Source organism: Pedobacter sp. Bi27 (assembly GCF_918698255.1).
Lineage (GTDB): Bacteria > Bacteroidota > Bacteroidia > Sphingobacteriales > Sphingobacteriaceae > Pedobacter.
The window spans coordinates 680530-701120 of the sequence record NZ_CAKKMW010000002.1 but is presented as its reverse complement, the minus strand read 5'-3'; the positions used below and the strand labels follow the sequence as shown (position 1 = coordinate 701120).

Here is a 20591-nt window from a genome sequence, read left to right as displayed (position 1 = left end):
AAGCCTTAAAGTTTAATGAAAAAGGAAACTTTGATTAATAACGAACTATTTACAGATTACAAAGCCGTTGCCCACGCTGCCGACCTGATTGAACGTAAGATAATTGATGCCGATAGGATTGAAATTATCCCATTGGGGCCAGATAAACGTGCTTTTGCAAAAGATATTGAGGATACCACGGCTTATTATTCTGAAAAAAGAAGGCACGAACGCATCCGCATCAGTACCAACCGCGAAGGATTGTATGATATGCTACCTGAGGGGCTTTTCCACCGTCCGCCAACCGGTAGTGCCGGTATGGACGAGGAATCTATGATTAAAGATATCAGGGATAGGAGAGAGGAAGAAAAGGAAGCCAGGCTATTTTTTACACCCTTTGATGCGGAAATTAATTATGTAAGGATCATGACCGAGTTATATGAAAATATGCTCGATAAAAAAACAACCTATTCCGATTTAAGTCAGATTTTTGAATTTGGATGGGATGAATTTAATTTGCTCAACAAAGAACAGAGCATCATCTGGATGCACCTGCTGCCCGAAATCCAGCAAAAGAGAAATGATATCGGTTTTGTATCAAAAGTACTTACTGCACTGTTCAACCTGCCGCTTACCATTGTTGATGCTACAGCCAATATTGCACCGGTAAAAATTGCTGAAGAAATGCAGATGCAGCTGGGTGGAAGCGCATTGGGGATTGATACCATCATTGGTGATAGCTTTACGCCCGAACACGAAGCTTATCATGTTAATATCGGTCCAACTTCGCCACAGGAACTGGTTAAGTTTATTCCCGGACAAAAAAACAGGGCCATTTTGGATATGGCCATCAGCTATTTAATCCCTGTAGATGCAGAGGTTAACGTAGAACTCCTTACCGCACCCGATTATCAGGAAACGGTATTGAGCGAGGACGGCGAAAGTGCTTATTTAGGGTATACGGTATATCTTTAGTTAATCTGAAGCTGTAACAAGCAGCGAGAGATCGTCGTTGTGAGAAGGCTTTTTCAGCCGACGAAGCAATCTTACACCGATAGCTATCCTTGCAATACCCCATTTCGAGCGTAGTGCAACGCAGCCGGGAACCCGAAAGCTCAGCGAAACTAAATCTATCTAGATAGATCTCTCCATTCCACTGCGTTCCAGTCGAGATGATGGTGTTTATTTTAAGTCCTACCACAAAACCTTAAACCACTTTATACAACACCGGCTTTAACAGCATGCGGTAATGTACATTCATCGTACTCCTTAGCTTTAATTTCGCCAAAGTTAAACTCAACAGTTCTTCCCAATCCTGCCCGCTAAGGTTAAGCTGATCTGCAGGTTCGATCAAAATATCAGTGGTTTTAATAAAGCCTGCATTTGGTTTATTATCCATTATCAAGCCTTTGGCCAGAGTAATGCCCTTTAATTTGTTGCCCAGTTCGTAACGGCAAAAATTGATCACATCAGCCTTCGTAATAATCCGGTCGGCTGTGGTTAAACCATATTTATAAGCCTGCACCCTGTTGGTTGCATTCAATCTCGACCGGCCGCCTTTTGTTTGGCTCAATAAAAAGATACTCTCTGCATTTACCTTATTGTTATCGTAAACCACTAAACGGCTTCCGGCATTAATGTGGTTGGCCTCTTCTGCTTGTGTAACCCAGATATCGAGGAATAAAATATCCGCATCATCAATCGGTTTCAATACAATATAGCTGGGCAGTTCTTTAGTGTCTTTAAGCGCCGAGCGGCTTTTTTGTTCAATAAGCGCAATATTCTGTTCCAGATTTTTAAGGATCGTGCTTAAAAAATCAGGTCCGTAAGCGGTAAAAGCTGCTTTCTCATCGCGTAACAGCTCAAAAAGGTAATCTACTAATTCTTTGGCATTTCTCGTATCAAAACGCTCTGTGCCTCCGTATCGGATTGAGAAAGATCCGTCTCCTTTTTGGTTTTCATTGGTGTAGGGAATCTCGTTGTAACTTTTCCCTTTATTATCCTTCAGGTTTTCTACCGCAAGCATCTGATCCAATGATTCCGTTTTGATCGGGATAATATTGTTCATCGTTTTAAGCCGGTGTTTGATCTGGCTTAACCGTTTATTTACCACGGGGAATGCGTTGATATAAATATGAAGCTCGTTCAGCATTTCCTGGTTTATAGCTGCCGGAAAAATTACTTTAAGCCATTTTACCGAATTATCGATCTGGTTTAAAACAGCCGGCTGGAATAGGTTGGCAAACTCAGGGGGGAGTTCCCTGCTTTCGTCGATATTAAAATCGTTAAGATCGCCCAGGGTAATAAATCTGTTGCTGTAAAACTGTAAAACATCTGCTTTGATCAGATTAAGCAATTGTTTGTGCTGAAACGGAGCCTGTACCTTCCCTGTTAAAGGTTCATCCATAAAACGTTCTGTATAGGCGGCGAGCTCGTTGTTTTTGTAGAACCATTTCCCCAGCGAGAGCAGATCGTAAGTGTTTTCGGGCACCGAATAATTTTTCCAGTCGAAAAATAAATTTAGTTTATTAAAATCCATCCAGTCTTTAATGCCGTTAAAACCTATGTATATCGTATTTTTCTCTACAGAAGTGCCCGAAAGGGTATTGTGTATAGGCTGCTTGCCAAATTGCTCTACATTAAAAAGTGTATTTCCGGTAACGATGTATCTTATCGATGCGTTATTTAATTTTACGGTATGCAGCGGGCTAAAAAAAATATCGGTTTTCTTGGCCTTATCATTTTCCTGCGGGATATTCTTTTTAAATGCAAACTGCGAATAGACCGAAAGATAGTCTTGTTGTTCAATCGGCCTGGCATGCATAATGGCATGGGCCGGTAACGATGAAGTTAAATGATCGGGCGCTAAAATACGGCTGATTTTATCAAAGATCCTGTTCTCTAAATTTTTAACATCATTGGATACATTAAAAAGCTCATTGCTCAATGCCTCAATAATCAGTCTAACAAGCGGATCGAAGTCGTTACTGTCTTTAATATTCCAGAAATCTTCAGCATTTTTTAGAATTCTGTTCCGGATCTCATCTTTTGATGAATAAAAAACTGGTTTCATGTGTAGAATATTTGGGGCGTTTTAGATTAAGTTGATAATGGGCTAAGAAATAAAGCGGTGTTAAAAAAATATTTTTCTCCTGTGGTTTTTATTAGTGCTCTAACGCTAATATCTACCTTTTTTTTAATCTCGGTTATCTTACGTAGGGGGTATACATTTTCTACCTCAGTAATGCGTACTTCTACCTCGGTATTATATATCCTAAATTCATAGTCGGTAATGGATTTTAGCAACGATTTGCGGAATTTTTCCTCCCAAATGCTCTCACTCACGATTAACTCAAAGTCGAGATCCCATATTTCACATCCAAAATCGTTATGGAACCGATGCTCCCCAAAACGGGTAAAAATAATCAGTTCCAAGTGGTTCGAAATCGATTTTCCGAGGTCAGTTGCCTGAAGGCCAATGCCGGAGAAAACCGACCTAAATCTGAAGGGTTTGTTGTAAAAATTTTCAGACATACACGGTTTGGCTTAAAGTTTGTTAAAAGTAAAAGAAATAATATCGTTTTAATAACCAAACAACAAATATTAAAAATTGTTATAGTACAATGTAAATTTGAAAAAGTTTGTGTGATTTTAGTGTGGTTGATTGTCGGATTAATTATTATACTATTGCTATGTGAAACATTTAATGCTCTATGAAACCTATTAATGCCATCGAAATCAGAACTGCTTACACGAGGTTTATCTTAAACTTTGTATTCCTAACACTTTTCTCCATTCTCTGTATTTATCTCTTTTTTGCCGCATCTGATTATGAGTATACTCTGCTCGATAAAAAGGTAAAGGAAACCGAAAAACTATCTTATCTAAGAAAAGATATCAATACCAATTTCGATCTTATCCTTGTCCGTTTTAAAGAACTTGCCCAATACCGCGATTACAATGCCAACGAAATGAGCAAACAGAGTATCCTTTTGGGCGATATCCAAAGCGCCAACAACAGGGTTAAAGACCTTATTTCCCAAAAAACGCAAACCAGTCCGAGTTTTGATCTTTACGCCAAAATAAACAACAATGTTGGTGCAATGGCCGATCTGCAAGATTCGCTTATTAAATCAAGGGGCGATATCCAAAGGTATAAAGAACAGATAGACGATTGCCACCGCGCAAACCAGGCTACGGCAACCAAGATCAGAAACGGACGGTTCGGCCGATAATTAAAACGATTATGATAAAATTAAGTATAAAAGAAAGACGCGAACAATTCTTGTTTTTTATAGCGCTGTTTGTTTTTACCGTAGGGCTTTTAAGTTTTGGTATTTTTTATAGCGATAAATCGCGCTACGAAATCTCCAAAGAAGAGCTTGAAGTAAAAATTAGCGAGAACGAAACCTTCGAAAGCATGGTAAAAGAAACTTCGCCTACTATTGATACCACTTATAAACAGATTACCCGCTACAACCCAAATGTACAGGCGGTTTTCTTGAAAAACGATATACAGAATTCATTAGGCTCTATCAGGGCTGCGTTTGATCGCAAAGCATCAGACCAGCGCTATAAAATATTTGTTCAAACGGCACAGCTGTACGACAGGTTGTTTTACGATAGGCAGGAACAGAACAGAAACATTACGGATATCGAATTGCATAAACGACAATTGGACGATTGTATTCTCAACAGGCGACAATTGCAGCAAACCATATCTGCTAGATAAATACCTCAAAAACAACCTATAAAAAACGCTACCTATGTCTGACACAAACACCAAGCAAGTTAATTCAAATTCGCAGGGCTATGTTATTCTCTACATCCTATTAGCTGTATTGCTCCTAACAGGTCTTATTTTCCTATTTAAAAGTTCATTGTTCGAAAAAAGGACAATTGATGCGCGGATCTTAAAAGATGAAATTTATTTAAATGAAAGTCTGGTTTTTACCGATAATACCCCAAAAGCTACAAAATGGTTATGGGAATTCGGAAACGGCGAAAAAGCCACCACAAAAACCGGTTCTTATCACTACACAAAGCCCGACACTTATATTGTACGCTTAACCGTTGATGGCGAACTCCGTCAGGAATTTCCGGTTACCGTACGCGATACCGTTCATACACCGGTTGTAGATAGTGTATTAACCATTAGCGGCCCAACCGCAGGTTTGGTTAATGAAGAAATCAGGCTCGAAGGAGACGGGGAAGGAAAAGATTTCGAATGGTCGTTCGGCGAAACCGGGCGAGTAGATGTTAAAGGAAAAACTGCTTTATACACCTACCGTGCCCCAGGGAAATATGTGGTACGCCTGCGCTCGGATAAAAGCCGTAAACCCGCTTTCCTAAACATTTTGATCACTGATCCAAATGCCGAAATCGTTGAAGATATTGTTGCCCCTGGTGATGGCGAACGTAAAACCATCGATGATATCAGGGCCCGTTTACAGGCCATTGCCAATGGTGCCGATTTTAACTCCAACTATTATTATCTCGTTAACAAATACATGTGCGGTAACGAAAAAGTAACGGTAAATGTAGAAATGAACGGTAAGAAAAAACAGACCGATATTTATTCATACTGCATGGGACTCACCTTTGGGGGAGAAATAGCCGTTGATGAAGCGCAGCTAACCATCAAGCCAAATTCTACCTGTGCCAGTTTGGTAAACATTAAGCAACATTCGGGAACGGCCCAACCTGCGGCAACAACTGCTGATGCACCTGCCAAAACAAGATAAATTAACCGCTCACCTAATTTTAAAGCTCATCTACAGATTATGAAAAAATACTATGCCTTAACCCTCCTTTTTATAGGAATATCGTTTGCCTACGCACAATCGCCGGCATCCTTTGGCAAAAGAGTAAAATACATGCCTAAATCTTACGAAAGGCCTTCAGAAAGTATAAACGTAATGGACAATACCAGTAGCAGCAGTTTGCCATGGATTGTTTTTTCAGACCGTGAAGATAATTATACTACTACTGCACCAGGTGGAAGCCTGATTATGAAAAAAATCAGCTTTATGGAACCTTTCTATGTTTCAAAAGAAGAAAACGGCTACCTGAAACTGATTAAATACAAGGCCGGAATGATCAGGGGCAGAAAAATAAACGATAAAAAAAGTGCCATCAGTTATGGTTGGATCGCAAAATCTAAACTGCTTTTATGGCAACGCGCTTTCTCTAACCAAAAAACAGGTTATGCAGAAAAAGCCATCGGTATCGTAAACGGGAAAAATGCCTTAACCGAACCAAAGTTCTATTTCGATACTACTGATTCTATCCTGGTTTACAATACACCCGAACTTAAAGACCGACGTACAAAAGTAAGGCTGCACGAAATTGCCTATATCTACAAAAAATCAGAAGATGGTAAGAAATACCTGATAGGTTCTGATGACCAGCTGGTTGCAGATACCGCTTTAAAAAGTATTTACGGTTGGGTTTCTGCCGAAGCCGTACACAGCTGGGGCGATCGTTTGTACATTACCTCAGTTAAACCAGGCGATTATGACAGGGATGATTCTACCTCGGTAGCCCTCAAAAACGGAATCAATAAAGGAACAACTTTCACAGTGGACCCCTTATTGCCAAGGGAAAACCTGATCCTGCGTAGTGTACCTGTTGTTTCAAACGATGAAGGAGGTAACACAGTAGGTATCGCTGCAGATGTTTACAATAAAAAAGACAATAAAATATTAACCATTAACGGTTCTGCACTTTCTTATCAGGACTACCTCAACCTCCGTAAAAATAAAACGAAGGTAAATGTTGTTTTTGTAGTGGACGGTGGTAGCCCAATGACCAAATATTTTTCTGGAATGACCAATACCATCGCTTCTTTCGAAAATATTATGGGCGATTTTGGTAAAGGAACAAAAGTGAACTTCGGCGGTGTAGTGTACCGTGGTGAAAGTGGTTGCGCTTTAAAAGGTATTTTTGTAAGCCCGATCCAGAATGATTACAGACAGTTGATGACGTTCCTTTCAAATCAGGCTAAAAATACCGTTAGGTGTAATGGAGAAGTAAGCGAAGAGCCTGTTTTTCAAGCGATAAAAACCGGATTGGGCTTGTTTAAAGCAAAAAAGAACGAAACCAATTTAATTATTTTAGTTGGCAGTACCGGAAATACCGGGGGAACCAACAATTACCTGATTAACGAATTGAGCGAGCAGGTTGCGCAGGCAGATGCCCGTATTTTAGCCTTACAGGTGTATAGCGATTTCAATCAGTCATTTAACGATTTTGTAATCCAGTCGCGTAAACTCGTTTCCGAATCGGCTATCCGCGCTGCCGAATACAGAAAAAACACCATGGTAAAAGGTGAGGGTTTAAAAAGCTTCCAGCCTTATAATACCAGTTTACAGGATTCTATCTCCTACTATTTAGATTATCCCAAAAACAGTTTAATCCAGGGTGGGGTAGTTTTCCCGACAAAAGGTTCGGTAAATTCTAACCAGAGCATGACGATTGCTTTACGCCGTTTCGTAAAAGAAACCAGCTCCGATATCTATAACCAGATCAGTTCATTGGATAGTGCTTTCCGTTTAACAGGTATATTGCGTAAAAACCTGACTGCCGATGTAGAAGGTTTATTGCCGGAACCCGTTGGCGCGGAAGTTGCAGACCGCATGCCGCACAATGCGTTTAAATATTATAGCACTGCAAATCTGTCGGCTGATGCAGTGAAAAACAACCCTTTAACATTACAATATGCCATCGTTTTAAACAACATGGAGTACAAACAGATTGTAGATGTGTTTTCGATGATGTTGGGGCAGAATTTGCAGGCCGATCAGTCTTCTTTCAGGAGTAAACTTGTTAAAAATTATGTGAAAATGCCAAAACAGATGCTGGGTATTAAAGAGTCATCGGGCAACATAAAGCGTTTAACCTTGGCCAACTACATTAAATTGGTAACCGGTTTGCCTTTAAACAACAAATTTTTAGAGAAATATACCGTAGGCGATTTAAAGAACAGTTCTAAAATGCCGCTCGAAGAATTCGAAAGCTACATTAAATTATTAAATCAATCGGTTCAACAGATTAAAAGGGCTACTCAGATTGAGCAGCAGTTTATTTCGAACGGCAAAATATATTACTACATCACCGAAAATAATTTTAACCCGGCAGTATTGCCTACAACCAACTAAGGGATATGGCAGTTACAAATTTAAGCGAATCGGTCAAAACAGCCCTGCATATTGCACAGTCTTTAGCTAAAGAGTATAGAAACGAGGTGTTTACTGCTGCTCACCTGCTCAAAGGCCTGATGCATAAAGATGTTGGCCTGCGCGCGTTCATTACCTCTATTGGTAAAGATGAAGAATATATTAGCGAATGGGCTGAGGTGCGGATTGACGAACAGGCAAAATCGGCGGGTTTTACGGATACCGTAAGCGGTGCGCCAGAGATTGCCGTGATTTTTGAAGAGGCCGATAATGTACGCATTAAACTTGGCTTGGACTTAATTACCCCGGTATGTGTATTAACCGCATTGGCAAAACCGGGTATCGGTTTTCAGCCCGATCAGCTAAAATCGTTCCCGATTAAAGAACGTGAAATCCTGGATCTGTATGTAAAAGATGAAGAAATTTCGAGGGTGGTTTCGCCTGATAAAACAAGCGCTGGTGCTGAAAGCAAAAGTACAGGCAACGCCCTGTATAAATATTGTATAGATAGGTTACAGATGGTGCGCGATGGTAAAACCGACCCGATTATCGGCCGTGATAAGGAAACCAGGCAGATGATGGAAATCCTTTGCCGCCGCACCAAACCAAATGTAATCCTAACCGGTGATGCCGGTGTAGGTAAAACCGCTTTGGTTGACGGTTTTGCCATTGATATCGTAAACCAGAATGTACCCGAGAACTTAAAACCCGTGCAGCTTTTTGAACTCGATTTAGGTTCGTTAATTGCAGGTGCCTCTTACAAGGGAGAAATAGAGGACCGCTTAAAAAACATCATCAAAGAAATCAAACAGTTTGAAAAGGCGGTGCTGTTTATTGATGAAATCCACACTTTATTGGATAGTAAGGGCCCCTTGGGTGCGGGTATAGGTAATTTGCTGAAACCGGAACTGGCCCGTGGCGAAATTACGGTAATTGGTGCCACAACCATTGATGAGTACCGCAAAATTATCGAGCCTGAGCAGGCTTTCAGCAGACGTTTTGAAGTGTTGCAGGTAAATGAGCCAAACGAAGAAAGCACCATTAAAATGCTGCAGAAACTGGCCGTAAAATACGAAGAGCACCATACCTTAACCATCGAACCCGATGCTTTGGGCGAATGTGTGCGCCTGGCCAAACGTTATATGAAAGATAGAAGGCTCCCTGATTCTGCATTCGATCTGCTCGACCGCACAATGGCTGCCATGAAAATGATGAACGATACCTCTGATCAGGTAATCGAAAGTTTGGAAACCGATCTGGAAGCTTTAAATGGCAATACCGAAGAATCGGAAGCAGAGAAATTTGCCGATTATAAATGGCTTTTCTCTTTGCTTCAGAATAAATTAAGTCCGGTTTTGCTGGGCCGCTTAACCGATGAAACACAGACCGATGCGTTCGAAACCGCCGATGAATACCAGGGTTATATTACCAAAAGCCTACAGGAATTAAAAAAATATGCCGCTGAAAAAAGCGATCGCATCAGCAAACAGGATATTGCTTCTATAGTGGCCTACAAAACAGGTATCCCAATGGGTAAACTGCAGGCCGGTGAAAAGGAAAAATTGCTCAATATGGAAGCTTACCTTAAAAAACGTGTGGTAGGACAGGATCAGGCATTAAAAGCTGTTTCAGATGCCATACTCGAATCGCGCAGCGGATTGAACAAAAAAGGACAGCCAATAGGATCCTTCTTTTTATTGGGACCAACCGGAACCGGTAAAACCGAACTGGCCAAATCAATCGCCGAATTTTTGTTCAACGACGAAAAAGCAATGATCCGCTTCGATATGTCCGAGTTTAAGGAAGAACACAGTGCCGCCTTACTTTATGGCGCGCCTCCAGGATACGTAGGTTACGAAGAAGGTGGTCTATTAGTGAATAAAATCAGGCAACAGCCTTATTCTGTACTGCTTTTCGATGAAATTGAAAAAGCGCACCCTTCCGTTTTCGATACCTTTTTACAGATCCTGGACGAAGGCCACATGCACGACCGTTTGGGAAAAGAGGGCGATTTTAGCAACTCACTCATTCTTTTTACCTCGAACATTGGTAGTGAATGGATTGCCGAACAGATTGGAAAAGGTGTAATCCCTGCTTCAAATCAGTTAATGGAGGTAATGGCCGGGCATTTTCGCCCCGAATTTTTAGCCAGGATCTCCGAAATTGTTCCTTTTGCGCCGATAAACGAAAGTAATGTGGTGCGTATTTTCGAAATCCAGTTAAGCAGTTTGGTACAATCGCTCAATAAAATGGGTATCGATTTTGAAATTGCAGAAGATGCCAAAAAAATGATCGCTTTAGATGGTTTTACGCCAAAATATGGTGCAAGGCAGTTATCGGCAGTTATCAGAAATCTTTTACGCAGGCCGATCTCGAAATACATCATTTCTGGTGAACTAAAAAAAGGATCGAAGGTTGTGGTAAGCAAACATGCAGCCGAAGATAAGCTTGAATGGAATATTATTCAGCCAGAAACCGTAACATTGGAACAAAAATTGAGTTAAAACGTTAACTATTATATTATTAGAAAAAAATAATCGTAAACCTAAATCAACATACTATGTTTAACTATGAAATTGGTGGTAACGAGCGAAAAATTGACACCTCAGAAGCTTTCGCAGAAATTGCCCACAACAAAACGCTTTTTGTACAGAAACTTACCGATAACGATCCGATAAAACCAGAAAAAGTAGAGGGATTAAAAACGGTGAAAGATGTATTCGAACATTATAAACCAAATGTGAAGGTTGCTTTCGAAAAGCAGGATGGATCTACCGTTAGCGAAACGATAAACTTTAACGATTTGGGCGATTTTGGTGTGAAAAACATCATCAACCAAAGTAATTACCTTACTAACGTGAACATCGAAAGAGAAATGTCGCTTAATGTAATCAAACAGTTAAAATCGAATAAAACCTTAAAAGCCACACTTGATGACGAAGAAACAAAGTCGGCCTTCATTAACGCTTTGAAGAACTTTGTTGACGAATTGGAGCAAAATAAATAATCTTAACGCCAAGAAAACATGTCAAACCCTCAAGAATTAAAAACCGACGAAAATACAGGCCAGGCAGGCTTTAAACCAGCTGAAACCAAAACCATAGAAAAAACATCACTTAAAGATAACCTCGAAAAACTGGCCCGTGTTGGCGGTTTCGATCTGTTGGAAGCCACTGTTGATGGTCTGCAGAATTTAAACCCTGAACGTAAAGCCCGTAAACAGATCTTTTTAACCGGTGATGAGAAAAAGAAAGAACGCGAAGAGCTGAAAAAGAAAATCCAGCTTTGGATTGATGTGCTTGAATCTTCTACTTCAGTTGCCGATATGGTAGAAAAAAGTACCCAAAAACTGAATGCTGCCGAAGAAAACCTGAATAAAAACATCGGTACCGCATTAGAAAGCACGAGAGAACTGGAGCAGGCATACCGTTCGGTACATTTGTTCTATAAAAATACCGAATCCGACAAACTTAAAAATGTAGTGCTGTTAAATGCATCAATGGATCAGATCAAAGATCTTGATAATCCACGTTTTATTGAATACGTAGATGATGAGTTAAAACAGAATTACGACCGTTTGGATCTCCGTAATAACTATTCGTTAATGGTTGTGCCCGGCTATATGGGTTCCAATAAAGTATTAGAGAGATGGGGTAAAATTGCGCATAACAACAAAGCCATGCTGGTAACCGATTTTGCCGATCTTGATCAGCCGGATGATGTACTTGATTTATTTACCGCAGCAAACTTTACCGGAGGTGATGCATTCAGATCGAATGTAATCATGACCTGTAACTGGTTAGTCGGCCGTGGTAAAGTTGCAGAAGTGGGTGAGGAAGACGATTTAACCGTACCCGGATCAGCAGCACTTGCTGGTAAAATGTATTACACCTTAATGTCGCAGGTTACTGCAGGTAAAAAACATGGTGCTATAAATGAAGTAGATGGTGTAAAATTCGATTTAAAGAAAAGTGAAATCTCCCATTTAGAAAGAGTAGGCTTGGTGCCGATGGTTAACGAATATGGTAAAGTTATGGCTTTTTCTGCCAAAACCTTATTTAATGGCGATAACATCGGTTTACAAACTTATTCGGTTGTACGTGTATTCGATTATATTACCAAAGTATTATTCGATTTCCTGAACAGAAGGGCTTTCGAAAACTGGACTTCTAAAACGGAACAGGACCTTCGTGGCCAGATTGTTAAGTTCCTGGATGGTATTCAGGGAGCCGACCGTTTAATCGAGCGATTTAAAATAATGCGTTTCGAAAGAGATGAACAACAGAAAGACAGGATCCACCTGGATATCCACATCACACCATATTTCCCAGCTAAAAGTTTTGTGGTAAAACTGGATGGACACAAAGGTGAAGATGAAAGTACCACATGGAGTTCAGAATATAATCAGCAATAGTTTTTGATAACTGAAAATAAAAACCCAACCCCAGCGTTGGGTTTTTTTATGGGTTATGCATAACACTTAACAAATTCTTTATAATTTTGTAATGCATCGGCCTGATCAGATTAATCAAAAAAAATGAAGCAAATACTTATCCTGAATGGGGATATTGAAAAAAACGCATCTACGAATTTCCTGATTAACGCGTATAAGCAAGGTGCCGAAAGTGCTGGTGCAATCGTACGAGAGTTGGCCATTATCGACCTGATATTCAACTCGAATAAGCTGTTCAATAACAGGCAGATTGCCGAGTTAGAGCCCGATTTGCAAAAAGCTTTAACCGCAATTAGGCAGAGTAACCATGTAGTGCTTTTTTGCCCTGTATATGTAGACCATATTCCCGCAAAGATTAAGGGCTTTTTTGATCGTTTATTTATGCCTGACCAGATTTTTACCACCCAGCAGCAAAACGTAAACAATAATTTTAGTGGTCGTTCGGCACGGATTGTGTCTATTTTGGATGAGGCTACTTTTAAAGAATGGAAAGCAAATAAGAAAACAACTTACCTATCCATCAAAAAAGTTGTTTTCGAGAAATGCAGAATGAGCCCCGTGCTCACCAACACCATTGGTGAATTACATTCTCTTGAAAATCATTATAGCCAAAAATGGGTAGCTAAAATGGAAAAATTTGGTTCACAGCTGATTTAAAACTTTAAATTAGGGGAAATTGTTGTCCAAAAAGACTACATCTTGGGTAAAACCACTACAGTTACGTAAGTTATTCTCTATCACGTTGTATTTGTAACACTAAAAATATCTTAAAACTTTTCCACACGTTTTCCACAACAATAACTCGTTTAACTAATCGTTTAGTGCGTTTCAGGATTTTATCTTGATTTCAAGAATAAGATTATTCACTATAGATGAGCAATATAATGCGTAATTGGCCTGATCTTTGGTTAATGCTGATACTGTAGCGGAGGCTACAATAAATCAAATTTTTTAACCTTTAAATTTTAAAACTATGGCTTTCAAAGCTAGATTAAATTTTTCAGGCAAGGAGTACGATGTGCTTCATTGTGCCTATGCGTTAAACCGCGATGTAGATGCTAAAGGAAGGCCTTCTTCCGGAGTTTACGGCGGTACCATCGACATTGAGATCGAGTCAACCGAAGACACCTCAATAATCGAGGCGATGGTAAACAACCAGTACAAACCTATTACGGGAACCCTTCTGATCAAGAAAACAGAGGAAGATGCCAAAATGAAAGAAGTTAACTTCGAAGATGGCTACATTGTTAAATATTCCGAAGGGATCAACATTGTGGGCGATCATCCGATGACGCTCAAATTCCAGATTTCAGCCAGGAAGCTTAAATTAGGCAACGCCGAGCACCTTAACGATTGGCCAAAAGTCTAAAGGGAGGCTGAGGGCAGAAAGGTTGAAGGTGTAAGGTTTAGGGTTTAAGGTTGTATTAACCCTATGCTATCTCCAATCGCCATGCGCCAAACCCCATGCCCGCAAGTCATTCATTTTTCAAAAACATTAAAACTTACTATAATGGCATTCAAAACCCGTTTAAACTTAGGATCAAAAGAATTTGATGTACTACAGTGCAGCTTTTCATTAAATAGAGATGTTGACGCAAAAGGCCGTCCATCGTCAGGTGTTTATGGTGGCACCATCCACATCGAAATCGAATCAACCGAAGATACTTCTGTGATCGAGTCGATGGTAAACAACCAGTATAAGCCGCTTTCAGGAACATTGGTTTTCAAAAAAGGCGAAGAAGATGCAAAAATGAAAGAACTGTCTTTCGAAGACGGTTATATCATCCAGTATAACGAGGGTATTGCGGTAAACGACAATACACCTATGACTTTAAGTTTTGTCGTATCAGCCCGTAAGCTAAAACTGGGCAACGCAGAACACGAAAACGATTGGCCTAAAGCTTAGTCATCACTAAGAATATAGTATTAAAAGCGCCCCGGCTTTTTCTGGGGCGCTTTTAATCCGTTGCTATTTTCATCACCCTACATCTACCTATCATCCCAATCATCCCAAAAAATTAATATTGCTTTTGATGCGTATATTAATTACAAAGCCATCTCAAAAATTAATGCTCAATTATGTCTAACCATTCCAAACATGTTGCAGTAAAAAACGATTACTATTCAGGTAAAATGTTTGGTTCGGCATCAACACACAATATTCATCTGAACATACGGTCTGCAGAAAATGTATCCATTTTTAATATAAGAGCATGTGCATACCCAGCATTTGGCTTAGGGTAATTGTTGTGATCAAGATAAATTAATATGGAAAAGAAACTCATTGCTGAAATCAATATAGAGGATAAGGAAATTACACATTTTGCTTCCTTCGTCCTTCAACAGGCTTTTAACGAACATCACTATTTTGAACTGCGCTTTAACCACGACCAGATGGGCGCGCCAGGACTGATCAGTTTAGATGATAGCCGCGATTTTGTGGGTAAAACCTTAACCGCTTCTTTTGGCCATTCGGCAGAAGGCATGCAGAATTTTGTAGGCCTGGTTTCTAAAGTTGAACTATCACAAATTCATGGTTACCATGGTGTTCTAATTGTAAGTGGTTATAGCCCAACTATTTTAATCGATCGTGGACCTGATTTGGGTTCATATTTAGATAAAGACCTGAATGAGATCGTGAAATTGGCAACTAAAGATACGCCAGCCAATGATTTAAAAGTGGTGGCCAATGCCACAAGAAATACACCAATAGATTATATTATCCAATATCGTGAAAGCGATTTTGCTTTTTTGAACCGCCTTTCGGCCGAATACCACGAATGGCTTTTTTACGATGGCAAACAGCTTAATTTTGGAAAACCCGATACACAAAAGGAAATATCCCTGTTTTATGGCAGAGATGTTCAGGAAATGCAGTATGCAATGGAAATTGCACCGATAAAAAATAAACGGTTCTCCTATAATTCGAAGCAGAACGAAATGCTGCTGAGCGAAAGCACAGGTAAAGTAGATGGCACACCCGACTTATCCCATGCTGTAAAAGCTTCTAACCTTACTTTTAGTAAAACCTTCAACCAACCTTCATTAATCAGGGTAGATAATAACAACGACATTAAAAACCTGGTAGAAAATGAAGAGAAAGCGAATACAAGTGAGCTTTTAAAAGTAACTGCCAGGGGCGATAATGCCGGTTTAAGCATAGGCAGCATTGCTGAAATTACAATGAGCCTCCGTAAAGAACTTGCTTTTACATCCGAAAGCCTGGGTAAATTTCTTATTACCAGTATTACTCATCATATAGACGAAAACGGCAAATACCACAATACTTTCGAAGGAAAAGTATCCACAACCGAACGGTTACTGGTAAAGAACTTCGAAAAACCACAGCCGGATATGCAACTGGCAGATGTGATTGATAATAACGATCCACAGGGCCAGGGCCGTATAAAAGTGCAATTTAAATGGGAGTGTTTAACCAACGATGTTACAGAGTGGTTGCGCGTAGTTACGCCAAGTGCCGGTGTTGGCGATAGGGGTAATAACCGTGGTTACTTCGCGATCCCCGAAATAGATGATCAGGTGATGATTGCGTTCGAAGAAGGGAATATTGCACGGCCCGTAGTAATGGGAAGTGTTTACCACAGCTCAAGCGTAGATAGTAGCCCGCTTATTCAAAATCACCTTAAAAGTATCATTACCAGAAGCGGACATTTAATAGAATTTGATGATAATCAGGGTACACAAGGCATAAAAATCACCGATATCCACAATAATATTATCCATATCGATACCAAAGGCAATAATATAACCATTACCGCTTTGGAGAACATGACTTTAAACTGTAAGAATATGCAGATCAATGTAGCGGAAAATATGGATGTGAAGGTGGGTAAAAACATTTCAGAAAGTGCCGGTGAGAACATTACCACAAGTGCCAACGAAGACATTACACAAACAGCCGGAAAAGATATCAATATCAGCGCCACTGGAGATATGAAAGAATCAGCAAACAATAAAACTGAAATGGTAGAAAAAGCATACATGAGAAGTGCTCAGGAATCTACACAGTATGCTGAAAAGGTAACTATTTTTAGCACCAAAGAAAACATGCTGTTGGAGAGTTCTGAAAAAACTGTAGAGATTAACAGTGCGGAAAAATCAAATCTTTTTTAATATGGCCATTAAGAAAATTGCTAAAAACCTGATCATTACAATTACTGATCAATATGTTTCCACTTCGCAAACCGCATTTGAAACTGCTGAAAAGGTAGAGATTGTTGCCTTGGGAGAAAATTTGGTCTTAGCTTCGAACAAAAAAATCAATATCACCGGTAAATAAGCAGGCTATGACAAATGTAGTGTTTAAGAAGCCGAGGTTCGTTGTACCTGAAGCTACAAAAGATAAAACGATTACAGATTTGGTGATGATGGTTGCTGGTACAACTGATCCCATTAATACCAAAGGTTTAAAACATGAAGCAAATACCAAGTACTGGGGTGGTGAAGAAGAAAGTGTCGAAAATTTTTGGGCAAAGGTAAAGGAGTTAAAGCCACAATTTCATGACCTACATATAGAAGGAACATTTTTCAGCTGGTCTGGAGATAATAATACCCAAGAAAGAAATAAGGCGGCAGCGCGTTTATTAGACCTAATCGATAGAGAATACCCAAAATTTAAAAGAAAAGAGGTACATCTTCATTTAATAGGCCATTCGCATGGTGGCAATGTTATTAATGAATTTACCAATTTAATTACTTCAGAGAAAGGCAAAGCATTTCCTCAACTATGGAAAATTAAAAGTATTACCTATCTATCTACTCCTTTTTTTAAAAAGAAACACCAGCTAAACCATGCAAAGCTACATAAGGCCTGTAAAATTATTAACGTACATAATGAATACGATTTAACACAACAGCTTGTTGCAGACTTCAGTTTGGTGAATTTGGAGGCATTTCTTCAGGATTTTCATGTGAAAAACTTTGAAAATGGCCTTAAAATACTTGCTGGGATAGATACCGAGGCACTTAAATCTAATCTGCTCGGTATTTGGATGTCTGACAAAGAAGGTGCTATTGTGTGGCGTGAAATGGCAAAAGCTTTTAAAGGCGCAAATGTACTCGCACAGGAATTTATCAAATATATTAAAGGGATAAATGTTAACAAACCGACTTTAAATAAAGAAAGAGACGAATTTGTGGGATTACTTAATACGTTTTTAAAATGGACTTATGATGTATATGGCAATTTTTCCAATACGAACAACGGTTATAGTAAAGCTAAGTTTGTTGCGAATTTAAAGTTAACACAGGGAATAGCTATTTTAAATACATTATTTGATATAAAAACCAATGAGCGCGACAGTTATATCTTGCATTTAATGGCCAGGATATTTGCAGAAAACACGGGATTAACAGATAGCATTGAGGTTAACGCATGGACTCCAGCAGATCAAGCAGCCGGCTTAAGTGTTCAGGATGTTAATATTACCACACATGACCCTTACCATAGCCGTGGTAAAAAAGCAATATGTGAAGGCTTTATCTCTGGGACAGTGGGAGCAATGCAAAGAAACAATCTCGAAGAACTTTTGCTGCGTCTATTTAGTCAATTTATTGATCCAGTTACTTTATTGTTGATCACATTAGCAATAGATAAAGTAATAGAGCCTTTGGTTTTTGGTAAATTAGATACCGAAATCACTAAATTGAGAAAAGATTTGCAGGTATATTCAAAACTTGTTTCCAAATATCATGCACCACTAGTTGCAGAAAAAGATAAAAAAACTTATCCAGATTTACTTACACGGCCAGGTACAGTACCCTATCTGGCAGTAGTATCGCATAGTTTAAGTCACACTAAATTTTGGAAAGATGTAGAAACAGGGTTAAGAGGTGCATTTAGCTCAAAGGTAAATCCCGGCTATAAAAAGAAATAACTATGAAAAATATACCTCATCTATTGATTCAGTTTTTGATCGTTCTTTTGTTAGCAACCACCATTGTTACGCTGTATTTTATTTACAGTTTCGGTAGTCTTGCAGATAAAATTACTATCGGTGCAATATTACAGACCATAAAACAATTTGGCTTAGTAATAGGTATTCCAACAGCCATTTTGTTCGTGTTAGCAGATCTTTTAGTTAAGAAAATAGAAACTGTTTGGGTTTTATATTTGACCCGGGGCATTGTATTTTTCGGCATATTATCGATAGTGAGCTTAATACTTTCTTTTTATCTGATATCAAATGCATTGCTGGATAATCCTTTTACAAAATAAGTGATGTGGGGAATTGTTACCAAAACCGAAGTCAAACCCAATACAGTAAATTGGTTAAAAGAAGTATTTATGCTTGGGAAAATCTGTGGGATAAAGAGAAATAATATGGAAGTTAAAAGGACAAGCCTTTGGATGGGTATAACACTTAGCCTTATAGCAGTTGGTGTTATTTTTCCGATGCTGTTAATAGTTTCTGTATTATTCAGATACGGTGGGGATTGGTATTATGATGTTTTTCAAAGCTAAATGTATATTAAGTATGTTCGATAATTCTTTGTAAAATAGATTGATACGGTTTTAAAATGGACATTTCAAATAAAACAATATATTATTCAGGCTTAAACGCCCTTCGTTTAGATTGGCCTGCTGAAGTATGTTTAAAATATGGCGTTTTAATTATTTTTAACGAGGGCGAAGAAAATAGCAACGAAGTGAAATACGAAGTGCGTGTTACCAGGTTAAAGCCAGGTAAAGAGGGACAACCTTTATTTCAAATTGAGCGGATTAGTGATGTTTTTGTCAATGAAATCTTGCCCGATCTGGTTGCCGATCGTTTAGCTTATGCTGCGGGAAAAGTGTTTTATCCTTTGGTAATTACTGTTGATCAAAATGGTGGTTTTCAAAGTATTTACAATCACCAGGATATATTAAAAAGATGGCAATCTGTTAAAAAGAAGGTGCTGGATAATTTTGAAGGTGGTCTTGTAGAAGACTATGTAGAGCGGATGGGAAAACAGCTGGCCAACACTGATAGTATAAACCTGGCATTTTTAAATAACGATTGGTTTATCAACACTTTTTTTAAACCGGTTTATAAAGAATATGGTCAGAGCCGTATAATCGAATCCATATACAAGTTTCCGATAGCCAGAGGCTTTAACGTAGAAGGCTATCTAACCCAAGAGAAATTAGGTGCCCAATCTAATGGCTTTGGGGCAATAGAATTGATTCATGATGGTACTATTATGCCATTGGAGGATGAATTATATATCACAAACAGGGCTATTGGTAATTATGAAGGATATTATCTTTTACACCCGAAATTTAAGCGGATCATATCTGTCGTTTCTGATTTCAGTTACGGTGTACAGGAAAAAGCAAAAGTAAAGGTAAAAATTGCATTGATTCCCGAAAATGACCAGGAGTTTGATCACGATTTCGAATTAGATACCAATGTTAAAGGTTTGCCCGTAACAGAAATGGTGGTACTTGATGGCCCGTCAAAAAAAGGATTTTGGGATCGTTTACTAAATAATTAAGGCAATGGCAGAGAAACATATTGTAGTTCAGGGGGCACAGTGTATGTGCAAATTTGGATCGGCGCCCGATAAACTCAAAGTGCTAACGCATACCAAAGAATATGCAAACGATAAAGATGGAAGCCAAAAATCCATAGCAACCACAATGGATATCGGTCCAACTTTTGAAAAAAATATGTTTGGATCCTGCTCAAAAATGTACAATAAACCCTGTAATGCTGTGGTAACCAAATGGTCGGGTTTTTATGAAGATACCATCCTTACAAACGGTGGTAAAATTTTGCTCGAAGATAGCAAAGCTACCTGCCCTATCGGAGGGCCCGATTGCATTGAGATTGTTCAGCATGGTCAAAAAGCAGAAGCCTCAAAACAAAACTTTAATAACGCAAATAAAGACGTACAATCACAGCTCAATCCCATGTCAGAATCTTTAGATGAATCTGCAAATAATTTTAACGGTGTAGAAGCGAGTGTTAAAGCATAAC

19 protein-coding genes are annotated in these 20591 nt (G+C 39.1%); 17 read left to right on the top strand and 2 right to left on the bottom strand.

What is annotated here, in order from left to right; all coding sequences use genetic code 11:
• Positions 1-15 precede the first annotated feature (15 nt).
• Positions 16-954 (top strand): type VI secretion system baseplate subunit TssG, encoded by a 939-nt coding sequence (locus LQ227_RS08430; RefSeq protein WP_230142672.1) that lies wholly within the window; start codon positions 16-18, stop codon positions 952-954.
• A gap of 232 nt (positions 955-1186) precedes the next feature.
• On the opposite strand, the gene LQ227_RS08425 is transcribed toward LQ227_RS08430, so the two are convergent.
• Complete coding sequence (locus tag LQ227_RS08425; RefSeq protein WP_230142670.1) at positions 1187-3052, bottom strand: hypothetical protein; 1866 nt, start codon at positions 3050-3052, stop codon at positions 1187-1189.
• Positions 3053-3078: 26 nt separating this feature from the next.
• Positions 3079-3513 carry a GPW/gp25 family protein gene (locus tag LQ227_RS08420; RefSeq protein ID WP_230149000.1) on the bottom strand — a complete coding sequence of 145 codons (435 nt, stop codon included), beginning with the start codon at positions 3511-3513 and terminating at the stop codon, positions 3079-3081.
• Positions 3514-3692: 179 nt separating this feature from the next.
• Here LQ227_RS08420 and tssO point away from each other — a divergent pair, with 179 nt between their 5' ends.
• From tssO to LQ227_RS08340, 16 genes are all read left to right on the top strand, one after another.
• The gene (tssO, locus tag LQ227_RS08415; protein ID WP_230148999.1) at positions 3693-4214 is read left to right on the top strand and encodes a type VI secretion system TssO; all 522 of its coding nucleotides are present in this window, start codon (positions 3693-3695) and stop codon (positions 4212-4214) included.
• Positions 4215-4225: 11 nt separating this feature from the next.
• Entirely contained in the window at positions 4226-4711 is a 486-nt protein-coding gene (locus tag LQ227_RS08410; RefSeq protein ID WP_215124638.1) for a type VI secretion system transmembrane protein TssO, read from the top strand.
• 34 nt (positions 4712-4745) lie between these two features.
• Entirely contained in the window at positions 4746-5723 is a 978-nt protein-coding gene (locus tag LQ227_RS08405) for a PKD domain-containing protein (protein ID WP_215124637.1), read from the top strand.
• Positions 5724-5762: 39 nt separating this feature from the next.
• Complete coding sequence (gene tssR / locus LQ227_RS08400) at positions 5763-8138, top strand: type VI secretion system protein TssR domain-containing protein (RefSeq protein WP_230148998.1); 2376 nt, start codon at positions 5763-5765, stop codon at positions 8136-8138.
• A 5-nt stretch (positions 8139-8143) separates the two neighbouring features.
• Entirely contained in the window at positions 8144-10660 is a 2517-nt protein-coding gene (locus tag LQ227_RS08395) for an ATP-dependent Clp protease ATP-binding subunit (protein WP_230148997.1), read from the top strand.
• 56 nt (positions 10661-10716) lie between these two features.
• The gene (locus tag LQ227_RS08390) at positions 10717-11163 is read left to right on the top strand and encodes a hypothetical protein (protein ID WP_230142659.1); all 447 of its coding nucleotides are present in this window, start codon (positions 10717-10719) and stop codon (positions 11161-11163) included.
• Positions 11164-11181: 18 nt separating this feature from the next.
• The gene (locus tag LQ227_RS08385; RefSeq protein ID WP_230142657.1) at positions 11182-12570 is read left to right on the top strand and encodes a DUF5458 family protein; all 1389 of its coding nucleotides are present in this window, start codon (positions 11182-11184) and stop codon (positions 12568-12570) included.
• Between the two features lie 123 nt (positions 12571-12693).
• The gene (locus LQ227_RS08380) at positions 12694-13266 is read left to right on the top strand and encodes an NAD(P)H-dependent oxidoreductase (RefSeq protein WP_215124633.1); all 573 of its coding nucleotides are present in this window, start codon (positions 12694-12696) and stop codon (positions 13264-13266) included.
• Positions 13267-13582: 316 nt separating this feature from the next.
• Positions 13583-13978 (top strand): type VI secretion system tube protein TssD, encoded by a 396-nt coding sequence (tssD, locus tag LQ227_RS08375; protein WP_194126757.1) that lies wholly within the window; start codon positions 13583-13585, stop codon positions 13976-13978.
• 141 nt (positions 13979-14119) lie between these two features.
• On the top strand, positions 14120-14515 hold the full coding sequence (tssD, locus tag LQ227_RS08370) for a type VI secretion system tube protein TssD (RefSeq protein ID WP_025141860.1): 396 nt from the start codon (positions 14120-14122) through the stop codon (positions 14513-14515).
• 362 nt (positions 14516-14877) lie between these two features.
• The gene (locus LQ227_RS08365) at positions 14878-16743 is read left to right on the top strand and encodes a type VI secretion system Vgr family protein (RefSeq protein ID WP_230142655.1); all 1866 of its coding nucleotides are present in this window, start codon (positions 14878-14880) and stop codon (positions 16741-16743) included.
• 1 nt (position 16744) lies between these two features.
• Positions 16745-16909 carry a hypothetical protein gene (locus LQ227_RS08360; protein WP_157258313.1) on the top strand — a complete coding sequence of 55 codons (165 nt, stop codon included), beginning with the start codon at positions 16745-16747 and terminating at the stop codon, positions 16907-16909.
• A 7-nt stretch (positions 16910-16916) separates the two neighbouring features.
• Positions 16917-18506, top strand: coding sequence for a hypothetical protein (locus LQ227_RS08355; protein ID WP_230142653.1), 1590 nt, complete (start codon positions 16917-16919; stop codon positions 18504-18506).
• 2 nt (positions 18507-18508) lie between these two features.
• Entirely contained in the window at positions 18509-18847 is a 339-nt protein-coding gene (locus LQ227_RS08350) for a hypothetical protein (RefSeq protein ID WP_230148996.1), read from the top strand.
• A 302-nt stretch (positions 18848-19149) separates the two neighbouring features.
• A complete protein-coding gene (locus tag LQ227_RS08345; protein ID WP_230148995.1) occupies positions 19150-20106 on the top strand; it encodes a hypothetical protein in 957 nt (318 codons plus the stop codon).
• Positions 20107-20110: 4 nt separating this feature from the next.
• Positions 20111-20590, top strand: coding sequence for a DUF4280 domain-containing protein (locus LQ227_RS08340; protein ID WP_230142646.1), 480 nt, complete (start codon positions 20111-20113; stop codon positions 20588-20590).
• Position 20591: the final 1 nt, after the last annotated feature.

Coding starts and splice junctions, on each gene's coding strand:
- LQ227_RS08430 (WP_230142672.1), top strand. CDS start 16: ATGAAAAAGGAAACTTTGATTAATAACGAACTATTTACAGATTACAAA.
- LQ227_RS08425 (WP_230142670.1), bottom strand. CDS start 3,052: ATGAAACCAGTTTTTTATTCATCAAAAGATGAGATCCGGAACAGAATT.
- LQ227_RS08420 (WP_230149000.1), bottom strand. CDS start 3,513: ATGTCTGAAAATTTTTACAACAAACCCTTCAGATTTAGGTCGGTTTTC.
- tssO (WP_230148999.1), top strand. CDS start 3,693: ATGAAACCTATTAATGCCATCGAAATCAGAACTGCTTACACGAGGTTT.
- LQ227_RS08410 (WP_215124638.1), top strand. CDS start 4,226: ATGATAAAATTAAGTATAAAAGAAAGACGCGAACAATTCTTGTTTTTT.
- LQ227_RS08405 (WP_215124637.1), top strand. CDS start 4,746: ATGTCTGACACAAACACCAAGCAAGTTAATTCAAATTCGCAGGGCTAT.
- tssR (WP_230148998.1), top strand. CDS start 5,763: ATGAAAAAATACTATGCCTTAACCCTCCTTTTTATAGGAATATCGTTT.
- LQ227_RS08395 (WP_230148997.1), top strand. CDS start 8,144: ATGGCAGTTACAAATTTAAGCGAATCGGTCAAAACAGCCCTGCATATT.
- LQ227_RS08390 (WP_230142659.1), top strand. CDS start 10,717: ATGTTTAACTATGAAATTGGTGGTAACGAGCGAAAAATTGACACCTCA.
- LQ227_RS08385 (WP_230142657.1), top strand. CDS start 11,182: ATGTCAAACCCTCAAGAATTAAAAACCGACGAAAATACAGGCCAGGCA.
- LQ227_RS08380 (WP_215124633.1), top strand. CDS start 12,694: ATGAAGCAAATACTTATCCTGAATGGGGATATTGAAAAAAACGCATCT.
- tssD (WP_194126757.1), top strand. CDS start 13,583: ATGGCTTTCAAAGCTAGATTAAATTTTTCAGGCAAGGAGTACGATGTG.
- tssD (WP_025141860.1), top strand. CDS start 14,120: ATGGCATTCAAAACCCGTTTAAACTTAGGATCAAAAGAATTTGATGTA.
- LQ227_RS08365 (WP_230142655.1), top strand. CDS start 14,878: ATGGAAAAGAAACTCATTGCTGAAATCAATATAGAGGATAAGGAAATT.
- LQ227_RS08360 (WP_157258313.1), top strand. CDS start 16,745: ATGGCCATTAAGAAAATTGCTAAAAACCTGATCATTACAATTACTGAT.
- LQ227_RS08355 (WP_230142653.1), top strand. CDS start 16,917: ATGACAAATGTAGTGTTTAAGAAGCCGAGGTTCGTTGTACCTGAAGCT.
- LQ227_RS08350 (WP_230148996.1), top strand. CDS start 18,509: ATGAAAAATATACCTCATCTATTGATTCAGTTTTTGATCGTTCTTTTG.
- LQ227_RS08345 (WP_230148995.1), top strand. CDS start 19,150: ATGGACATTTCAAATAAAACAATATATTATTCAGGCTTAAACGCCCTT.
- LQ227_RS08340 (WP_230142646.1), top strand. CDS start 20,111: ATGGCAGAGAAACATATTGTAGTTCAGGGGGCACAGTGTATGTGCAAA.